The following is a 19,380-nucleotide window of genomic DNA, read 5'->3' as shown; positions in this document are numbered from 1 at the left end:
CTTTATAGATCAAAATTAAAATCGACCAGCTTTTCGGCAATGTCGTTGAATGCTTCTTCGGATTGATTGAAATAACTCTCCCATATGCCTTTGCTCCAAATCTCCACCCGGTTCGACACGCCAAGAACAACGCAATCCTTGTCCAGCTTGGCATACTCTCTAAGATTGCCCGGCAAATTTACCCTGCCCTGTTTGTCCAATTCACATTCGGTGGCACCCGAGAAAAAAAACCGGGTAAACGCACGTGCATCGGATTTCATCAATGGCAGTGCTTTGAGCTTCTGTTCCATGACCCCCCACTCCTCCATGGGGTACACGAAAAGACACTGGTCCAAACCCCGTGTGACAACGAAAGACGGTCCCAGAGATTCGCGGAATTTAGCCGGAATAATAACCCGACCCTTGTCATCAATGCTATGTTGGAACTCCCCCATAAACATTGGCCCACTCACTCCTCACCCGATTCTCCCACTTTGCCCCACTTTCCACCACCTAAGCATAATAGATTCGCACAAAAAAATCAAAACCCTTCTTACAGGCTTTACTTTTTTTAATTTCGCAACCGCAAAAAAACGTCTTTGATCCTGTCACTCAGGATCAAAGACGTTTCCCGTTTACGGGCAATCGCACGTACACCCGCATATGAGCCATATCATTAATAAACCATTTTAAACCCTTTGAAGCACTTAATCAGCTTGTAATTAATGGATGGCTCTTAGAATTTCCAGCTATCCAGATATTTTTCCTGTTCGGCGGACAAGGAGTCGATGGCAATATTCAAGCTTTCCAGTTTGTAACTGGCAACTTGTTGGTCAATGTCATAAGGTACATTAACAACGGTTTTACCCAGTTCCGCATAGTTCTCGCTCACATAACGCAGACCCAGCGCTTGCAATGCAAACGTTGTATCCATAATCTCGGCAGGGTGTCCATCGGCTGCACCCAGGTTTACGAGACGTCCTTCAGCCAGCAAATACATTTTACGACCATCTTTGAAGCGATATTCTTCAATGTTGCGGCGTACGGTACGAATCGAATCGGAACGTTTAGCAAGTTCAGGTTTGTTTACTTCCACGTCAAAGTGACCTGCATTGCTAAGAATGGCTCCATCCTTCATCACATCGTAATGCTCTCCAGTGATCACATCTTTATTGCCGGTAACAGCGATGAAGAAATCCCCCAATTTTGCAGCTTCCACCATCGTCATGACACGGAATCCGTCCATATGAGCTTCTACGGCCTTTATAGGATCAATTTCAGTTACGATAACATTTGCTCCGAGCCCTTTGGCACGCATTGCTACACCTTTACCACACCAGCCATAACCCGCTACAACTACGTTCTTTCCTGCAACGACCAGATTGGTTGTACGGATGATACCATCGAATGCAGACTGACCTGTACCGTAACGGTTATCAAACAAGTATTTGCAATAAGCGTCATTGACTGCAACCATTGGGAAACGCAATTGTCCTTCTTTCGCCAAAGCTTTCAGACGAATGATGCCCGTTGTCGTTTCCTCTGCTCCACCACGAATGGTGGCAGCTAGATCAGGACGTTCAGAAGCAATAATAGTGGCAAAGTCTCCACCGTCATCAATAATCAGATCAGGTTTCACTTCAAGTGCACGGAGTTGCAGTTCTTTGAACTCAACAGGGTCCGGATTATGTTTGGCATACACAGTAACGCCGTCTTCCACCAGAGCAGCACAAACATCGTCCTGTGTTGACAATGGGTTGCTATGTGTAATCGTCACTTCTGCACCACCAGCTTGAATGACTTTCGCTAGATAAGCCGTTTTGGCCTCAAGGTGAAGGCAAATGGCTACCTTCAAACCTTTAAACGGAAGATCCTGTTCAAATTGGCGACGAATGCGGTTCAACACTGGCATATGTGCTTCTACCCAATCAATTTTCAGATGACCTTCTGAAGCGAGTCCCATATCTTTAACGATACTGTTTTGCAATGCAGGGGTAGTCATTCCTCATCCTCCTCGATTATCTATTCCTTCTATTATAAAAGGCCACTACAACGTGATCACTTGGTGTTGTCCACGGAATTCGTTCTGACTTTCAATCAGTTGTTCAATCCACTCGGTTCCATAACGGTTCAAGTAAAAGAGCACGTTATGCACTCGTTCCTGCGGTTTGTTCATGGGAAAGAGTGAGTTTTGCACCCCGTTCCAGTGCCTTAGACTCACATCGTGTTTATCTTTGATGGCTTTGTGGGTCTGCTGTTGCAGATACTGCATCTGTTCGCTGATCTTGCCTACATTGGTATCTCCAATTCGGTCCAAACCAGGGTGGATCTCTGAAATTTGATCAAGCAATGGACGATATAGATCGGCAAATGCTTGTTGAATGCGCTCGAACTGTTCATCGACCTGGAAGGTCTCCTGTTGCGCCAGCCATTGTTCCCTCTTTTCATCCATATGATATTGAACGTCCTGGAAAGAAAGACCGTACTGCTTCATATGTTTGTGATGAACATCTTCCATAATGGTAAAGGACAGACGTGGAAGCAAGATAGGCATCTGCAGCTCAAACCGGGCAAACGCTTCACGTGTCAATCCCCAGTACGCGATCTCACCTTGACCTAAGATAACAGCCGCTACAGGTAAAATGGAATCTTGCATCAATGGCCGGGTCAATACATTGTTGCTAAACCGCTCGGGATGTTCAGCCAGTTCCTGAAGCAGTCGTTCTTCTGTAAATGAAACCAGACCTTTACGGTCGCCGTACAAGCCGTCTTTCAACATCAGAAGCAACCGCGCCCCTTCATGTATGTAAAACAGATTGGCCCCATCTTCCGCGACTTCAGCTGGCATGGCATATCCGGCTTGTTCCAATGCGGAGGCACCTTGTGCATATGCTTGGCGTAATGTCCCATTTTCACGAATCAAACGTTCAAATACAGGCTGCTCAAGTCTGCGCAAGTCTGGATCTGCAGCATCCATCAGAATAAGTCCACTGCTGCCAAACAACGCTGAGATTAACCGGGCAAACGCATCACTCAAGTTCGAACTCGACTGATGAATCTCCGTAACCAGCTTTATTAATCCTGGTTTGTGCACCGTATCCGGTAAAAGATGCTCCACCTGCTTCAGCACGGTCATCCATTGTTCTGTTTCCACATGGACATAACTCACAGAATCCCTGCCTGCAAACCGCCCTTGTAACTTGATCTTTGTCATGTCACCGTTGGCGTCAGGCAAGTATGTGTGGTTCACCTCATCCCAATCATGGTCTTCACCTGCAATCCAAAAAACGGGAACGACCGGCCGTTGTAGCCTGTTCTCCGCTTCCCGCGCAGCTGCAACCACACTTGCTGCTTTGTAAATTACAAACAACGGACCTGTAAGCAGGCCGCTTTGCTGTCCTCCCGTAACAACCAACGCATCTTGTTCCGCGAGACGTGTGATGGAATCATGAACAGCACCATGATCGTTCACCCGTTTATTATATATACGTAGATACTCTGCCAGACGTTGACGAGGAATACGTGTGTTCTCCGATTGATCTAGCCACTCGGCACGTGTATGAAGCCCCGATTCCCAGCGAATGTCATACTCGTAAAGGCCACGCGCAGCATCCCTTGAACAGACATAGTCTTCTGCAAGTCGAGTTCCGCTGCGGAGTGCCTCGGTAATACCTTTCATGAGGTCTGCCTCCTATTCTGCTTCAAAGAGCCTTTCTTGATTGTACCGAATGAGAGCCCTCTTCGTCAAAAGAAAGTGCATCAAAAAATAAAAAACCGCCGAACAAAGTCGGCGGTTTGATATTCATGGATAAGTCCAAATGAAATTTGTACTTTTTATACGTAAGGTTCTGCAACCCAGTGACCTTTGGATACCTCAATCAATTGAGCGTTCTGCAGGTTGTATGGATCATTTGCAGGACCACCAGATCCATTCTTAAGTGCTTGTTCTTCCGGCAGCAAGATGCGACGTTTGCTCGCTTCTACTTCCGGATCAGGTACAGGGATCGCAGACAGCAATGTTTTGGTGTAAGGGTGAATCGGATTAGCATAAAGTTCTTCACTTTCTGCCAACTCGACCACTTTACCCATGTACATTACAGCTACACGGTCACTGATATGTTTAACCATGGACAAGTCATGCGCAATGAACAGGTATGTCAAGCCGAGGCGTTGCTGAAGTTCTTCAAGCAAATTAACGACCTGAGCCTGAATGGAAACGTCCAATGCTGACAATGGCTCATCACAGATGATGAATTTAGGATCTACAGCCAATGCACGGGCAATTCCGATCCGTTGTCTTTGACCACCTGAGAATTCATGCGGATAACGGAGTGCGTGGCTAGGATTCAGACCTACAAGATCAAGCAATTCTTCAACACGTCTCTTCCGCTCTGTCCGACTTGATGCCAGACCATGAATATCAAGAGATTCACCGATGATATCCATAACGTTGAAACGTGGGTTCAAGGATGCATAAGGATCCTGGAAAATCATCTGCATATCTTTACGCATTTCTTTCATCTTGCGTGGGGACAGCTTGTAAATATCCGTTCCATTAAAGTTAACATTTCCGCCTGTTGGCTCATAAAGGCGCAGAATTGTACGGCCAGTTGTGGATTTACCACAGCCAGACTCCCCTACAACTCCAAGTGTTTCGCCTTCAAAAATATCAAAGCTAACATCATTAACCGCTTTGAGAATGTTCCCTTTGCCCAAATTGAAGTATTGTTTCAGGTTCTTCACTTGAACCAGCGGCTTGTTGGCACCTTTGATAATACCAACTGGAGTAGGCTTTTCTTTTTTAGGCTCGTCCAGACGAGGAAGAGCATTCAGCAATTTAATCGTGTATGGATGTTGAGGATTACTGAAGATTTCAGCAGTTGTTCCTGTTTCAACAACTTCGCCTTCCTTCATAACGACAACACGGTCACACATTCCTGCAACTACTCCAAGGTCATGCGTGATAAGCATGATCGAAGTTCCAAGCTTTTGCTGCATGTCTTTCATAACATCCAAGATTTGTGCCTGAATCGTTACGTCGAGTGCAGTTGTTGGCTCATCCGCAATCAGAAGGGATGGACGACATGCCAAGGCAATTGCAATCATAGCACGCTGGCGCATACCACCGGAAAATTGGTGTGGATAATGGTTCATACGCGCTTCCGCATTTTTGATGCCTACAAGTTCGAGCATTTCCAATGCGCTTTTTTCAGCTTCTTTTTTGGACATGTTCTGATGCTTGCGCAGTACCTCGGTAATTTGCTTACCAATTTTGATGGTAGGATTCAAAGAAGTCATTGGATCCTGGAAGATCATGCCGATATCTTTACCACGGATGGCTTCCATCTGTTTATCTGTCTTATTCAGCAGGTCCTGCCCGTGAAAAGTAATTTCTCCGCTTTTGACCTTCGAAGGCGGGGAGGGAATCAATTTCATGATGGTTTGGGCAGTAACACTCTTACCACTACCGGATTCACCTACGATCCCCAGCGTCTCTCCTTTGCCAAGTTCAAAACTCACATTTTTAACGGCATCAAACTCACCAGAACGCGTCGTAAATGACACACTCAGGTCTTTGACTGTTAAAATCGGCTCCATAATCCCACCTCCTATTTCTATTTACGTAATTTCGGATCAAGCGCGTCACGCAAGCCGTCACCAAGCAAGTTAAATGCGAGCATTGTCATAACCATCAAACCTGCAGGGAACCACATCCGCCAAGGATACAGCGTCCAGCCTGTAAGTGCATCATTGATCATAGATCCAAGAGAGGATTTAGGTGCAGATACACCCAATCCGAGGAAGCTCAAAAATGCTTCTGCGAAGATGGCATTTGGGATGGACAACGTCAATGTAACGAGAATTGGTCCGACAGCATTTGGCAACAAATGACGGAAGAGTTGACGTCCAGTGCTTGCGCCCATGGAACGAGCAGCAAGGATAAAGTCTCTGTTTTTGAGTTGCATAATCTCGCCACGCACAATCCAGGACATACTGATCCATCCTGTAATGGTGAGTGCAATGATAATCGTTGTCAGACTTGGCTCCAATACAACCAGCAACAGGATAACAACGAGCATGTATGGCAGGGAGTACAAGATCTCAGAGAACTTGTTCATGATGCCATCAACACGTCCACCGTAGAAGCCCATAATGGCTCCATAAATTACCCCGATGACAAGGTCAATCAAAGCAGCAGCCAAACCTACAGTAAGAGACACACGTGCACCTACCCAGGTTCTTACCCATACATCACGACCCAGTTCATCTGTTCCGAACCAGTGTTCAGCACTCGGTGCAGCATTGGCATTTAACAAATCATTGGAATAATAATTATAGCTTGAGAACAACGAAGTTGGACCAATCATAGAGAAAATGACAACAAGGACTAGAACAGCCAAACTAATCATAGCGGCCTTGTTGGTTGCAAGTCTGTACATAGCGTCTTTGAATAGCGATACACTCTCTTGCGATTTCAACGCTGCCTGACTATCCAGGCCTGTGTTCGCCGTTTCATTATTGTTGTTATTCGTGCCAGACAACGTTATGCCCCCTTCCGGCTTTCTAGCTTAATTCTAGGATCAATCAACACGTAAGCGATATCCGTCAGGAAACGTGCAAGCATCAAGAGAATACCATAGAAGATTGTAATCCCCATGATCATCGTGTAATCACGATTCGTAATACTCTCTACAAATACTTTACCAATTCCACCAATATTAAAGATCTGCTCAATAACAACGGAACCCGTGATGATATTTGCTGTCATCGGACCAACATAAGTAACGACTGGCAAAATACCGTTCCGTAAAACGTGTTTAAACATGATAGCAGGCCATTTCAAACCTTTGGCTTTGGCTGTCTTGATGTAATCTGCATGCAACACTTCCAACATGCTTGAACGCGTCAAACGTGCGATAAAGGCAATTGGAGATGCTGACAGTGCGGCAACCGGAAGCACATAGTCGAGTGGGCCATCGAAGCCCATAACATTAAACCAGCCGAGTTTGAATGCAAAAACATATTGCACCAGGGATGCGAGCAAGAAACTCGGTACAGCAATCCCGATAACAGCCAGAATCATCGTAATATCATCAATCAACTTGCGATGGTACACTGCGGCAATAAGCCCCAACAAAACCCCCACAACAATTGAGATAATAATCGCAAAGATTCCTAGCTTCAGCGATGCTGTAAACGTTTGAGTGATCATACCCGTTACATCTTGATTCAGGTATTTCATAGAAACCCCGAAATCACCCTGAATGATTCCACCCATATACTTCAGGTATTGTTCATACATCGGTTTGTCCAAACCATACTTCACTTCCAAAAGTGCCCGGATTTCAGGTGATACTTTTTTCTCGGATGTAAAAGGGTCACCTGGAATGGCCTTCATCAGGAAGAAGGTTGCTGATGCGAGTATGAAAAGCGATAGCAGCATAAATAGCAGTTTTTTCAGCACGTACTTAACCAACCCTTGCACACCTCCACAAAACAATATTTTGTATACAAATCGATTGTAGAATTAGACAAGAATAATGTCCAATCCATTTATCGGAAATTTCAAGAATTATAAGGAAAATCGGTGCACATACAAAAAAATCGGGATATATATGGAATTCCACATATATATCCCGAAGTAATCATATAGACTTCAGAACAACTTATTTCTCTTCCAGATATGCACGAGTGAAGTCAATAGCTCCACTGAAATCAAGTTGTATGCCTTTCAGGTAAGGCTTAGTCAAAGATACGTTAGTGTAGTAATAAATCGGCAATACGCCCATTTCATCTTGAATCAGGATTTTCTCAGCGTCAGCAAAAGCAGCCATACGAGTAGCTGGATCTGCAGATTTTACAGTCTCTTTAACATCTTTGTCATACTGTTCATTGCTGAATTTGGAATCATTGTTTGTGTTTCCAGTAGTCCACATTTCCAAGAAGTTGTACGGATCGTTGTAGTCAGCAGACCAGCCCGCACGAGCGATTTGGAAGTTTTGGTTTTGACGGTTCTCAAGGAATACGCCCCACTCTTGGTTTTCCGTTTTCACGTCAACACCAAGGTTTTTCTTCCACATGTCAGCAACAGCAAGAGCGATTTTCGCATGACCGTCACTAGTATTGTAGATCAAAGTTACTGCTGGCAATGTTGTGTAGCCTTCTTCTTTCATACCTTCAGCAAGCAATTTCTTAGCTTCTTCTACGTTCTCAGTGAAGTAGTCGTCTTTGTGCTCATCACGGAATTCGGCGTTTTCACCGCGGATACCTGGAGGTACAAAGCCGAAAGCTGGAATTTGTCCACCTTGTGTTACTTTGTCAACGATCAATTGACGCTCGATTGACATTGCAAAAGCTTTACGGATTTTAACGTTGTTAAATGGAGCTTCATTAACGTTGAACTGGTAGTAGTAAGTACTTGCAATACCAGTAGCTTTAAACTCGTCCGGCAATTCCGCTTTTACAGAAGGAATTTGGTCGGAAGGAATTTCACCGTTAGGTGCGCCTGTGTAGTCCAATTGTCCAGACTTGTAAGCTTGCAGTTCGGAAGCACTGCTGTTTGTCAGGGACATATTAATTTCAGACAATTTAATGTCAGAAGCTGCATGGTAGCTATCGTTTTTCTTGACAACGATTTTTTGACCTTTAGCGTATTGATCCATTGTGAATGGTCCGTTAACGATCATGTTTTTGTAGTCTGTGAAGAATTTGTCATTCGTGTCAGCAGACTTGTGTACTGGGTAGTACGTGTAGAATGCTGTCAGACCCAAGAAGTAAGGTGTTGGGTTTTCCAACGTTACTTCCAGCGTGTGCTCATCAGTAGCTTTAACACCTACTTGAGAGAAGTCTGTGATTTTAGTACCTTTATATGTTTCGTCTTTGCTCAGGTTGTAACCCTCAGCACCTTTGATGTAATACAGTTGGTAAGCATATGGAGAAGCTGTTTCCGGTTTCAAAGCGCGTTCCCAAGAACGTACAAAGTCTTCGGCAGTGATTGCATCACCGTTGCTCCATTTAGCATCCGGGTTCAGGTTGAAAACATATTTCAAACCATCTTCGGAAATTGTCCAGTCTTTAGCAACACCTGGAGCTTCTTTGCCATCAGGGTCGATACGCACAAGACCTTCATACAAGAATTTCAGTACAGTGTTGGTTTGGCTGTCTTTTGCTTGAGCCGGGTCTAACGTAGGAGGTTCAGCTGACAGGTTAATTTTCAGGACTTGATCTTTAGCAAGACCATTTCCTTCGGTTGCAGAACCAGTATCGGTGTTACCTGTGCCTTCGTTTTTCGATCCGCACGCTGCAAGTACGGTACCGAACGCCAAAATCAGCGTCAAAAGGACTAATAGACTTTTCCTTTTCATCTAACACTTTCCCCCTAAATTGATGTGGTATATGTTTATAGATTATACAACCACCGGTCAAAAAAATCTACATTACTTTTTCAGAAAGTAATGTTTTTTTCAGTTTTCGACAAAATCGACACATTTTTTAGCCCTTTTGCGTTATGTATCCTCACATCTGTTTCATGAAGTATCTAAATAATCCAAATATAGTAAACAAAACATATCCAAAACTCATTATGACAAAAGCCATGCGCCAAACGGCCCGGAACATTCTACCCCCATCGACCTTACCTTTGAGCCGATTTTGCGCCCCTCCGATGAATCCAAGCGCTATTAGTATGAGTATTAATGTTAAATAAAATCCAAAATTCGAATCAAATGTTAAGTTGAATAACGCCGATACAGAGAATATAAGGAATAAGGTTGTAACATCCATTGCCGAGCGCAGCGCCACACGCTTATCTTTTTTCCATCCATACATGATCCAATAGACAAGAAAAAACGGAAAGAACGGCAGTATGCTCAGCACAATAAAAAATCCCATTAACTCACTCCTTCCGGTTGCATACCTTCAATCAGATGAAGCAGTACTTCATGCGTTGGAGCAGACAGGCCACACCGACACGCCATGCTTACAATTTGCCCATTAATGGATTGTACCTCCGTTTCTTGTCCATGCAGAACATCTGACAGCATGGAAGATGTATTCGAGGCTGTGGAACGACAGACGGAAAGTATTTGTTCCCACACATCTACCTCAAGAAGTATTCCGCTTGCTCTGTATACCGCCAATGCCTCATCATACAACTGACGCATAAACACGATTCGCTCTTCCTTTGTAATTAACTCCCCGTTAGGAATACGCCATATCGCGGTAAGTGGGTTAATGACAGCATTGATTAACAACTTCCTATAAATCAGCTTATCGATTTCATTCGACACTGTACAGCCAAATCCTGCCTGCAGCAAAAGTCCCTGTAAACGAACGGGTTCATTAGGATCCATTGGCTTTAAAGATGAGATACGTACATCTGCACTTTTGCCCAACCAGGTCTCTCCTATACCTGCACGGATGACTCCATCTTGCTGTCGTTTCGCTCCTTCTGTGGTTATGACGCTGTATACATTGGAATGTGGCATATTGGTTTGCACATGATCCAGATGCCCAACCCCATTTTGGAAACATGCGATGTTGAGCACTTGCGTCTTCAATGAACCAATTTCACGTATAACATCATGTATTGCTGTCTGTTTCACCATTAATAGTAGCCAATCTCCAGGTGAGTTTTCCCATACTCGGGTAAACTCCGTAATCGGCTTGGCCTGGGTATGATCAGGTGTAATCTGGATGGTTTTCTCCTGTTCAATGACCTTAAATCCTTCGATACTAAGTTTGTTTGCCTGTTCGGCCGTTCTTGTCCAAAATCGAACCTCGTTGCCTGCGTCCTGAAGCTTACCTCCATACAAAAGACCCAGTGACCCTGAACCTACAACGTCAATGATCATCCTGCATCCCTACCTCTGCTCCAATAGTTGCTTTTATCTATAATAGAACAAAAACAGCAAACAAAAAACCCATCATACCCGCCGTTATGTAACGGAGGTGTGACGGGCCCTAATCTAATGCTGATCATCAGACATCGTTTGCTTTTATTCAATTCGTTCCAGATTCCCGTTGGCATCCATTTTGAATCTCGTTTTGAGTTCCTCTTCTTCTTCTGTCAGAAATGCAAGTCTGCGAGCACGATCCATAATCTGAATCAACGCTTTATAATCGTCGTTTACAACACGATAATCAGTCTGTACTTCATTCACTTCCTTAGACAGACGATCATTCTCGCAACGCAGTTCATGAAGTTCATCCTCTTTTTCACGAAGCTCTTTCTCAAGCATTTTGAGCTGGCGACCGTTTTCCTGTACAGTTCCCTTCCATTGCCGCAAGAATCGTATAACTGCATCGATGGATAGAGAGTCTTCCGAAATACCATCCGCCTTGTACAGATTTTCTTCTGTATCCAGGGTGGACAAAGCTGCTACTTGTGGTCCAAGCAAAGCCGGTTGTTTGCGGAGATAACTTCGTTTTTGTCGTTGAGCCTTAGCATTGCTTATAGCAGACTCGTATTTCTTACGTACACAGCTGTTCCAGCGAAAACCGCAAGCGGCAGAAGTTCTGCCTATTTTTTCGCCAACCTCTTCAAAAGCAGCCAGTTGTGTACTTCCTTCCCGAATATGACGCAAAGTAACCTCAGCCAAAATCAAATCGTCCTCTGTACTCCAAGCATCCTGTCTCACTGCAGTCATGCTATAATACCCTCCTAACAACATCCTAAAATAACCGTCCCCATAACCGAGTTCCCGGCATGTGAATTAGGTATAAAAGCTGCTTTATTCATTCTTATGCCTCTCATAGAGTTCATAGAATTGATTTCATACTAAAATGTATTTCCACATTTATGAGTACTCATACGTTACATATGCAAAACAAACCATACTTTAACTCTTTTAGGCCAAAAAAAGAATTCGCTTTCATATCCAATTTTGTTTACACCTTTTTCCTTTCCCGGTATAATGTTGTGTAGACAATCTATGATCGTACATAGGAGAGGAGGACTTACCGTGGCGCGCATGTTTCGGGTACTCGGGTTCTTCACGCTAGCGATTGGCCTGATGGCTTTTGCGGGAGACCTGGTCGAAATGGCTTTGCTTTTTTTCCTGCAGACTGCGTTTTTTGTCATTTTGGGATATTTGAAATTTACGGAACGTACGTACATATTGCTCTTCTGGGGCTATATGATCGTGACATTCACAGGGTTCAGCTATTGGACCGTATTCCAAATGGATTTGCCGCTCTAATCCGCCAGCAGCATCAAAGCGATCCGGCTAATGTCGGATTGCTTTTTTGTCGTTTTCAGATTAAATGACTATTCTTTGTGTTATGTAACCACTACGGATATTTCACGTATCTATTTCATATATTGTCTGGAAGAGATAAGCCTGGTCGCATCATATGTGGGTATGGAAAGGAGAATGATGGGTGAAACGTCGATACGGCATTCCCGGCTTCATCGTATGTATTATATTTTTGATTCAGCTACCTTGGACTTATGCCTATGGAGAGCCTTCATCTGAGGAAACACGCGAAATACTGCAACAAAGCCTATCCATCGTCGAAATCGATCATGAAATCGAACGTATTACAGCAAGACAAAAACAGTTGGACGAACAGCGTCAGACGTTATCCATTCAGCTTCAGGAACAGGAAGACCAGATACATACTCAGCAAGACCGAGCGGGCGCAGTTGTAAGATCCTACTATACCGGGGAGCGTGATAGTCTCTTGATGACGGTACTCGGAGCAAGATCCATTAAGGATCTGTTCATTCTATACGATTACTATCAGATTATTATTGGCAGGGATCAGGCTGTTCTGGACAAGTATCAAGATCGATATCGCACGATGCAGCAAACGTCTGCCCAGATTAATCAGACCTCTGCAGAGCTGTCTGAACTCAAAAATAATCTTCAACATCAACGTGAACGGGTACTTGCATTGCAGAAAGAAGTGGACGGAAAAGTAGCTGCCAGCGGGGATGCTGCAGCCATGCAGAAATTGATGGATGAGTTGACCATCTATTGGGAGAACATTGGCATATACGAGGTCAAGCGATATTTTAAAGCTTTGGCATCAGCTATGCAGAACCTGCCACAGTTTATCCAAGAACAAAACGGAGGAATCTCCACTACCGGAACATCGTACACCATTCGAATTGGACAAGATGAGCTGAATACGTTTCTTCGATCACAGAATCCGATCTTTGAAGACTTCGCCTTTCAGTTCGACAAAGATCGAATCACTGCTTCCGGGCAGCGTGATCAGTTGCAATTAAGCATTGAAGGTCATTATACGGTCGAAAATGAACCGCAGAATTCAATTCGATTTCATGTCGATAAACTTGTGTTTAATCAGTTAGAACTACCCGATACCACACGTCGTATGCTGGAACGAGAATTCGATCTCGGATTTTACCCACAGAAAATTCTTTCCTTTGTCAAGGCCACAGAGGTATCCACAAGCGAAGGCATACTTGAAGTAAAGCTCGCCATTTCATTTTGACGAGCTTTGCAAGGCAATAATACTTTTGACATATTGATTAGCCGTAATCTCTCCCGCAAGAAGTTGTTGTATCTTTTTTTGAAAGGCAGAAGTTAGTATAGGACTTTCCGTCATTACGGCCTGTGAAGATTCAGCTGGAAACCAGGATTTTACATCAGTCGTATCATACTTCGTTATTAGTTTCTGTGACTCAAGATCTAGTTCCTGTTGCTTTGCTGGTAAATAGTTAGCCTGTTGGTGCCACTCCGATTGCACGGTAGAGGAAGTCATTCCTTCAATCCAGCGGCTGGCCTCTTCCGCCTCAAGTGAGCCAGCTGCGATAACAAGACTTCTTGATCTTAGCGGTTCCAACGCACTGAGAGCTATCTTCTCCGATGAGCTCTGATCGCCTGCCACGGCTTTATCTCCACTCAACAAACGAGAAAGCAACGTTACTACCATAGGAGTTCCCGTCTGCTCATCAGAAGAAAAGATCATCGGATTTATGGATTCGGCTGTAATGTGCGACTGAATCTGATCCAACAGCTGTATGATTTGTTGGTATGCCTCCGTCTGCGAAGAAGTTTGCGCTTTCTTAATTTTGTCGGGGGCCATGCCTGGCTCAAACTGATTCAGCCACGCACTTACCGCATGAAGGTCATTTGAATTTATACTTATCAAATCCGTTCCATCTTGTGTTGCTTGTTGTACAAGTTTGATCCATTGCTCCTTATTTTCGGGTAAACCTGCCAAACCGGCTTCGTCTAGGAATGGAGAGCGGGCTGCGAGTACATAAGCGTCAAAATCAAACGGCATCCCCCATTGGTAACCATTCCACTCTGTCATTTCACGTAAGCCAACCACAGTTTCTCCCAAAGACTTGGACAGTGTTGTACCGTTTAACGGATACAGATGTCCTTTTTTGGCATGATATTGAACTTCCGCGCTATCCAGAAGAATAATATCCCCGCTCTCTCCTACCGAAAACTTATTATCAAGCACTCGCTTATATGTAACTGGCTCTAAATTCCGAAGACTGATTTCCACATGTTGAGAAGTTGCTACTTCATTAGCCATCTTTTTAAACGATTTAAAGTCGGTCTCAGACATCGAGACTACAATCTCTAATGGGGCATGTTGGTCTTCACTACGAGATGACGTGTTGGGAAATGCATCTTTTTCCGAATCTCGTTCCTGATTAAGCTGTGAACCTCTAAAATCAAAGCTGGGAGACAGAATCGTTAACGAAAGCAGTAGCACTGCGAACAAAACAACCTGGTGTCCACGCTTCATTAACTTCCCCTCCTTGCTCACCTAATTTTTTCCTGCAACACTCATTGTAACAAATAAGTAGTGCTCTTGTCCTATCCTGCCAAAAAACAGTTTTCCGATATTTTGCATACCTCGAGCATATCGAGTTCTGTGCAATAACTGATTTTTATTTTTTCAGCAAAAAACCGGCCCTAAGAGCCGGTTCAATAGAAACATTTTCCGGGAAATAAACTTCCCGTTACCTTACAATAAATCCGCTGCAAGCTGAGCCAACTTGGAACGTTCTCCTTTTTCCAGCATAATGTGTCCACTGATCCCCTCTTGCTTGAACCGCTCCACAATATACGTCAGACCATTACTTGCTGAGTCCAGATAAGGATGGTCTATTTGCTCAGGGTCACCCATCAAAATGATTTTACTGCCTTCGCCCACCCTTGATACAATAGTCTTCACTTCATGTCGAGACAGGTTCTGCGCTTCATCAATAATGATGAACTGTCCTGGTATAGACCGTCCACGAATATAAGTGAGTGCCTCAACCTGAATACTGCCAAGACCCATCAGAATTTTATCAATGTCGCCTGCTTTTTTGGTATCAAACAAAAATTCCAAGTTATCATAAATCGGCTGCATCCATGGTCTTAGTTTTTCTTCTTTCTCACCAGGGAGATAACCGATATCTTTCCCCATCGGAACAACCGGACGAGCGATCAATAATTTTTTGTACTTATGATCATCCTCCACTTTAAGTAAACCCGCAGCAAGCGCCAACAAAGTTTTACCTGTACCCGCCTTTCCTGTAATCGTGACAAGTGGAATATCATCATTCAGGAGCAGTTCTAGGGCCATACGCTGTTGCGCGTTACGTGCACTGATGCCCCATACATTATCATTACTAAGGAAAAGTGGTTCCAACTTCGTTCCTTCTGTATTTACTTTGAGTAAAGCCGATTTATTGGTTCCCATCTCATCCTTGAGAATTACAAATTCATTCGGGTAAAGCGAATAAGACAACTGTAACGGTTTGATCGGTAGGAAGCGATATGTGTAAAACTCATCAATGACCGAAGGATGAACCTTCAGGGCAGTATAGCCTGGATATAATTCACTAAGGCCTGCCGTTCGATCTGATAAGTAATCCTGTGTGAAAAGACCGAGTACATCCGCTTTGATACGAACAAGCACATCCTTGCTGACCAGAACCACTTGTCGCTCAACGACCTCTTTCTCATTTTCCTCAATCTGATAATTCAGTGCGACGGCCAAAATCCGATTATCGTTGGATACCTCTCCAAACATTTCCTGTACTTTTACAAAACTACGATGATTCAGTTCCACTTTCAGATAGCCTCCATTAGCTAAAGGGACGCCACTGTGCAGATGTCCCAATTCACGCAACCCATCAAGAAGTCTTGATACATTACGGGCATTACGCCCAATTTCATCGGCATTTCTTTTTTTGGAGTCGATCTCCTCCAGTACAACCGCGGGAATGATTACCTCATGTTCATCAAAGGCAAATATGGCATTGGGGTCATGCAGAAGCACGTTCGTATCCAATACAAAAATCTTTTTCATTCAATCCCCTCCAAAGCGGCGTCGTTAAAGGCATGGATAAGTTTGATCTTTCAGCAGCGGCATGGACAATCATGCTCCCATACATAAATGTATTCGACTAGGACAAAATAATTGTCAACCATTCTGAAAAACTCCAGGAAAGGATGAACATTTATGAAATATTGGGTTTGCACGCTGCTTCTGATCTTTATACTTACAGGCTGCAACAGTTCTACACGTAATGCCTCGCAGCAACAAGGTCAGCATGCCAAAGGTTACGGAGGAAATGTTACAACTCAGCAAGACCAAAGGAAAGGATCTCACATGCTCAATACTCAGGAAGATCGGTTGCACCCTTCAGCTGTGGACCATCTGACCGAAAATACAGGTGAGGTTCATGAGAAAAACGTTATGGACAACACCAAAGCCGATCGGATGCCAAATGAAAAAAGGGTGACCCACCTCAAAACACTTGCCAAGCAAGTGGAAGGTGTCAAAGATGCCAACTGTGTCATTCTTGGCAATACAGCCGTAGTTGGCATTGATGTCGACGGTGAACTGGAGCGTGCACGAGTAGGTACAATTAAATACTCTGTAGCCGAAGCCCTCCGCAAAGATCCGGAAGGTGTGGATTCCATTGTTACCGCAGATGCTGATGTCACTGAACGCATTAAAGAAATTGGTGAGCATATTCGTCAAGGTCATCCAATATCCGGTTTCGCTTCAGAACTTGCTGACATGGTGGGCCGGATCATTCCCCAACTACCCAAAGATGTCAAAGTCCGTCAAAATCCGGATGAACATGTTGAACGTGAACAACAAATGCAGCAGCTGCATTCTTCAGACAAAAGACAACAAAAAGCCCAGTGATCTCTCACTAGGCTTTTTTCATTGCAGTAAAAACCTGCTCATCTAATTTCTCAGCAGCACGCTGATCATATATTTTGACAAATTGAGGCACAGAAGATAGCTGGGCTCCATAAAAAAGGGCGTTTCTTACCGCTTCAATGGAAATGTCGAAACAGCACATATTAAACGGAACATCCTGTAACGGATTTTGTCGTACGGAAGCACGTCCGTTTACCGCATACACCATCTCTTCTCCAAAAATGGTGACGGTAATAGCCGGGTTCTCGATCATATTGTTCACGAGACGTGAACGATGATCAATCGCCACACGAAGGGTAGAAGCATTCTCCGCATAAATCCAGGAGATTGCTGTTGATGTCGGACCTCCAGATTCAATGTCCACGGTGCTCAAAAGCACAAAGGTTTCGTTCTTGAATTGCTGTAAAAGAGATTCAGTCAATTGTGTGACGGCTTCGGACATCCAACCAGCCCCCTAATCTTCTTTATGCAATTCTTGATTCGTTGTTGATGATATTATAGCATACCATCAAACTTGCTTCCAATCCCAAAAGAATCAATGTTACTCAGCTGTTGGAGATGCTGTTACTTTGCCTGAAAGTGTATCCTGCAACGCCTGTTTGGCATTAGCCAATTCAGTTTCGTTGATATATACATATGGACTTCTCCACTCTCCGGTTACAGGTGTGTAGTGCACATCCGATTTGGAAATATTCCAATAGGTTGAAATGAAGTTCTTCATTTGCTCTGATTCCACATCTGTTGTCATGTTATCGTCAACAGCGCCTATCACTTTACCAATCTTCGTTACGCCTCCCAGTGATTTCAACTGATCCAACATGGAATTCAACACTTGATTCTGACGTTTATTTCGGTCAAAGTCGTTGGATTCATCTGTCTTCGGCTTACAGTTCGATTTACGGTAACGAACAAAATCAAGTGCTTCTTTACCATCCAAATGCTGTGCACCAGCTACCAGGTTAATATCCGTGCCATCGGCCGTATCTTTGTAACACATGTTTTTATCCACTGTCACATCCACGCCACCTACAGCATTAACCGCATCACGGAACGCTTGAAAATTCAATACTGTTGTATAATTGATATCCACATTCAGATATTTTCCCATCATTTCTTTCATTTGGTCCTCTGCATTTTTGCCAGAGGTTTTTTCTTGGGCTTTAAATTTAGGATAATAGGAATTCAATTTATTCGCCTTATATCCATCCAACTGAATACGGGTATCCCGAGGTAAAGATACAATGGTTGCCGTCTTGGTCTCCGGATTCAGAGAAGCTACCATAACCACATCCGAGAGATACGTACCTGTTTCGGGACGGTTATCCGTACCTAGCAGCAACATCGTAATGGGTTTGGTTTTGGCTGACATTCCAGCCGGTACTGGCTTATCAATACCCGTATCAGCTACCTGATTGTATACCCAATAGAGATATCCGCCGCCAACCACAATTGCAATAACCAATAAACTTAAAATCAGTCTGCCAAAGGTTCGCATCTTTTTCTTCTTCTTTGGTTGCTTGCCTTTGCCGTTCTTCGATCCAGAAGCGCCGGATTGAGTCGGTGCCTGTCTCCGTGGAGGCAGTCCGTTCGAATTCGAGTTCATATCTTCAACACCTTTATCACATCTGTTTTGGCCTATATATAAGACAACCGCTTTCCCTAAGGAAAACGGATGGTCTATACTATACAGAATTTATGAGTTTCGAGCGGCAGCTTCCGCTTTTTTCTTTTGACGACCTTCAATAAAATAGCGCACTCTCACTAACAACATCAAACCAACCGCGACCAACAAACATTGAATGATGGGCAGCTTGTCGATCTGAAAAATAAGAAGCATGAATGTGCCCATCGCCATCAAAATATAGAGAACGATTTCCTTACCAAGTGGCAATTTCTGACGTACCCGAAACACCTTGTTATATACGTAAGTAATCAATACAAAGATGACGATGTAGGCTACGATCGGGTGTGATGCGAACCATGCTTGCATGCACAGCCAGCTCCTTTCGTGTTCATGCTAGGATATAAGTTAATTGGTTGATGGAGCACTACCAACAACATTAATTACAAAGCTCTGCATGTGACCGTTTCGGATTCGGATCGTTCTTTTGGTCGCTGTTATCCCCAGATTTTTTTGATCCATTTACTCAATGGTAAAATCCGGGGATAAAGGCGAACGTTTCTTCAGAATCGATTCCGATCCCTTCACTACTTCCACTGTGCATAACATCGTTAACTCTGTGT

18 protein-coding genes are annotated in these 19,380 nt (G+C 43.9%); 3 read left to right on the top strand and 15 right to left on the bottom strand.

Annotation, left to right across the window (positions count from 1 at the left end; translation table 11 throughout):
- Positions 1-2: 2 nt before the first annotated feature.
- From mraZ to MHB84_RS21880, 10 genes are all read right to left on the bottom strand, one after another.
- A complete protein-coding gene (gene mraZ / locus MHB84_RS21925; RefSeq protein WP_017687291.1) occupies positions 3-440 on the bottom strand; it encodes a division/cell wall cluster transcriptional repressor MraZ in 438 nt (145 codons plus the stop codon).
- Between the two features lie 275 nt (positions 441-715).
- Positions 716-1,981 (bottom strand): adenosylhomocysteinase, encoded by a 1,266-nt coding sequence (locus MHB84_RS21920; RefSeq protein WP_076288121.1) that lies wholly within the window; start codon positions 1,979-1,981, stop codon positions 716-718.
- Positions 1,982-2,026: 45 nt separating this feature from the next.
- Positions 2,027-3,658: a bacillithiol biosynthesis cysteine-adding enzyme BshC gene (bshC, locus tag MHB84_RS21915; protein ID WP_076288120.1), complete on the bottom strand. Its 1,632-nt coding sequence runs from the start codon at positions 3,656-3,658 to the stop codon at positions 2,027-2,029.
- Positions 3,659-3,813: 155 nt separating this feature from the next.
- A complete protein-coding gene (locus MHB84_RS21910) occupies positions 3,814-5,577 on the bottom strand; it encodes an ABC transporter ATP-binding protein (protein ID WP_076288119.1) in 1,764 nt (587 codons plus the stop codon).
- 17 nt (positions 5,578-5,594) lie between these two features.
- Complete coding sequence (locus tag MHB84_RS21905; protein ID WP_371121656.1) at positions 5,595-6,476, bottom strand: ABC transporter permease; 882 nt, start codon at positions 6,474-6,476, stop codon at positions 5,595-5,597.
- Positions 6,477-6,523: 47 nt separating this feature from the next.
- Positions 6,524-7,456, bottom strand: a complete 933-nt coding sequence (locus tag MHB84_RS21900; protein WP_076288118.1) for an ABC transporter permease — start codon at positions 7,454-7,456, stop codon at positions 6,524-6,526.
- Between the two features lie 190 nt (positions 7,457-7,646).
- Positions 7,647-9,344 (bottom strand): peptide ABC transporter substrate-binding protein, encoded by a 1,698-nt coding sequence (locus MHB84_RS21895; protein WP_076288117.1) that lies wholly within the window; start codon positions 9,342-9,344, stop codon positions 7,647-7,649.
- A gap of 151 nt (positions 9,345-9,495) precedes the next feature.
- Entirely contained in the window at positions 9,496-9,870 is a 375-nt protein-coding gene (locus tag MHB84_RS21890; RefSeq protein WP_076288116.1) for a DUF3397 domain-containing protein, read from the bottom strand.
- Positions 9,870-10,832, bottom strand: a complete 963-nt coding sequence (locus tag MHB84_RS21885; protein WP_076288115.1) for a ketopantoate reductase family protein — start codon at positions 10,830-10,832, stop codon at positions 9,870-9,872. Before MHB84_RS21885 ends, MHB84_RS21890 begins: the two co-directional genes overlap by 1 nt.
- Positions 10,833-10,976: 144 nt before the next feature.
- The gene (locus tag MHB84_RS21880; protein ID WP_063567002.1) at positions 10,977-11,627 is read right to left on the bottom strand and encodes an RsfA family transcriptional regulator; all 651 of its coding nucleotides are present in this window, start codon (positions 11,625-11,627) and stop codon (positions 10,977-10,979) included.
- Positions 11,628-11,942: 315 nt separating this feature from the next.
- Here MHB84_RS21880 and MHB84_RS21875 point away from each other — a divergent pair, with 315 nt between their 5' ends.
- Positions 11,943-12,179, top strand: a complete 237-nt coding sequence (locus MHB84_RS21875; RefSeq protein ID WP_053781237.1) for a DUF2626 domain-containing protein — start codon at positions 11,943-11,945, stop codon at positions 12,177-12,179.
- A gap of 181 nt (positions 12,180-12,360) precedes the next feature.
- A complete protein-coding gene (locus tag MHB84_RS21870; protein ID WP_083678793.1) occupies positions 12,361-13,440 on the top strand; it encodes a hypothetical protein in 1,080 nt (359 codons plus the stop codon).
- Here MHB84_RS21870 and MHB84_RS21865 read toward each other — a convergent pair.
- Complete coding sequence (locus MHB84_RS21865) at positions 13,432-14,712, bottom strand: extracellular solute-binding protein (RefSeq protein WP_076288114.1); 1,281 nt, start codon at positions 14,710-14,712, stop codon at positions 13,432-13,434. The two genes, MHB84_RS21870 and MHB84_RS21865, sit on opposite strands and share 9 nt — an antisense overlap.
- Before the next feature lie 222 nt (positions 14,713-14,934).
- Positions 14,935-16,269 (bottom strand): PhoH family protein, encoded by a 1,335-nt coding sequence (locus MHB84_RS21860; protein WP_076288113.1) that lies wholly within the window; start codon positions 16,267-16,269, stop codon positions 14,935-14,937.
- Positions 16,270-16,422: 153 nt separating this feature from the next.
- Here MHB84_RS21860 and MHB84_RS21855 point away from each other — a divergent pair, with 153 nt between their 5' ends.
- On the top strand, positions 16,423-17,118 hold the full coding sequence (locus MHB84_RS21855) for a YhcN/YlaJ family sporulation lipoprotein (protein WP_064636421.1): 696 nt from the start codon (positions 16,423-16,425) through the stop codon (positions 17,116-17,118).
- A 7-nt stretch (positions 17,119-17,125) separates the two neighbouring features.
- Here the strand turns inward: MHB84_RS21855 and MHB84_RS21850 are convergent, their stop codons facing one another.
- The 3 genes from MHB84_RS21850 to MHB84_RS21840 all read right to left on the bottom strand — a co-directional run bounded on the left by MHB84_RS21850 (position 17,126) and on the right by MHB84_RS21840 (position 19,126).
- A complete protein-coding gene (locus MHB84_RS21850; protein ID WP_063567005.1) occupies positions 17,126-17,578 on the bottom strand; it encodes a pyridoxamine 5'-phosphate oxidase family protein in 453 nt (150 codons plus the stop codon).
- Positions 17,579-17,677: 99 nt separating this feature from the next.
- The gene (locus MHB84_RS21845; protein WP_076288112.1) at positions 17,678-18,739 is read right to left on the bottom strand and encodes an LCP family protein; all 1,062 of its coding nucleotides are present in this window, start codon (positions 18,737-18,739) and stop codon (positions 17,678-17,680) included.
- A gap of 90 nt (positions 18,740-18,829) precedes the next feature.
- Entirely contained in the window at positions 18,830-19,126 is a 297-nt protein-coding gene (locus MHB84_RS21840; protein WP_036614990.1) for a YlaH-like family protein, read from the bottom strand.
- Between the last annotated feature and the right edge of the window lie 254 nt (positions 19,127-19,380).

Origin of the sequence: Paenibacillus sp. FSL F4-0087 (assembly GCF_038020215.1) — a bacterium.
GTDB classification, from domain to species: Bacteria; Bacillota; Bacilli; order Paenibacillales; family Paenibacillaceae; genus Paenibacillus; species Paenibacillus taichungensis.
The sequence above is the reverse complement of the archived record's forward strand: the minus strand, read 5'-3'. Positions and strand labels throughout refer to the sequence as shown.

Excerpts from the sequence above, each read along its gene's own strand:
- mraZ (WP_017687291.1), bottom strand. The coding sequence starts at position 440 with ATGTTTATGGGGGAGTTCCAACATAGCATTGATGACAAGGGTCGGGTT.
- MHB84_RS21920 (WP_076288121.1), bottom strand. The coding sequence starts at position 1,981 with ATGACTACCCCTGCATTGCAAAACAGTATCGTTAAAGATATGGGACTC.
- bshC (WP_076288120.1), bottom strand. The coding sequence starts at position 3,658 with ATGAAAGGTATTACCGAGGCACTCCGCAGCGGAACTCGACTTGCAGAA.
- MHB84_RS21910 (WP_076288119.1), bottom strand. The coding sequence starts at position 5,577 with ATGGAGCCGATTTTAACAGTCAAAGACCTGAGTGTGTCATTTACGACG.
- MHB84_RS21895 (WP_076288117.1), bottom strand. The coding sequence starts at position 9,344 with ATGAAAAGGAAAAGTCTATTAGTCCTTTTGACGCTGATTTTGGCGTTC.
- MHB84_RS21890 (WP_076288116.1), bottom strand. The coding sequence starts at position 9,870 with ATGGGATTTTTTATTGTGCTGAGCATACTGCCGTTCTTTCCGTTTTTT.
- MHB84_RS21885 (WP_076288115.1), bottom strand. The coding sequence starts at position 10,832 with ATGATCATTGACGTTGTAGGTTCAGGGTCACTGGGTCTTTTGTATGGA.
- MHB84_RS21880 (WP_063567002.1), bottom strand. The coding sequence starts at position 11,627 with ATGACTGCAGTGAGACAGGATGCTTGGAGTACAGAGGACGATTTGATT.
- MHB84_RS21865 (WP_076288114.1), bottom strand. The coding sequence starts at position 14,712 with ATGAAGCGTGGACACCAGGTTGTTTTGTTCGCAGTGCTACTGCTTTCG.
- MHB84_RS21860 (WP_076288113.1), bottom strand. The coding sequence starts at position 16,269 with ATGAAAAAGATTTTTGTATTGGATACGAACGTGCTTCTGCATGACCCC.
- MHB84_RS21855 (WP_064636421.1), top strand. The coding sequence starts at position 16,423 with ATGAAATATTGGGTTTGCACGCTGCTTCTGATCTTTATACTTACAGGC.
- MHB84_RS21850 (WP_063567005.1), bottom strand. The coding sequence starts at position 17,578 with ATGTCCGAAGCCGTCACACAATTGACTGAATCTCTTTTACAGCAATTC.
- MHB84_RS21845 (WP_076288112.1), bottom strand. The coding sequence starts at position 18,739 with ATGAACTCGAATTCGAACGGACTGCCTCCACGGAGACAGGCACCGACT.
- MHB84_RS21840 (WP_036614990.1), bottom strand. The coding sequence starts at position 19,126 with ATGCAAGCATGGTTCGCATCACACCCGATCGTAGCCTACATCGTCATC.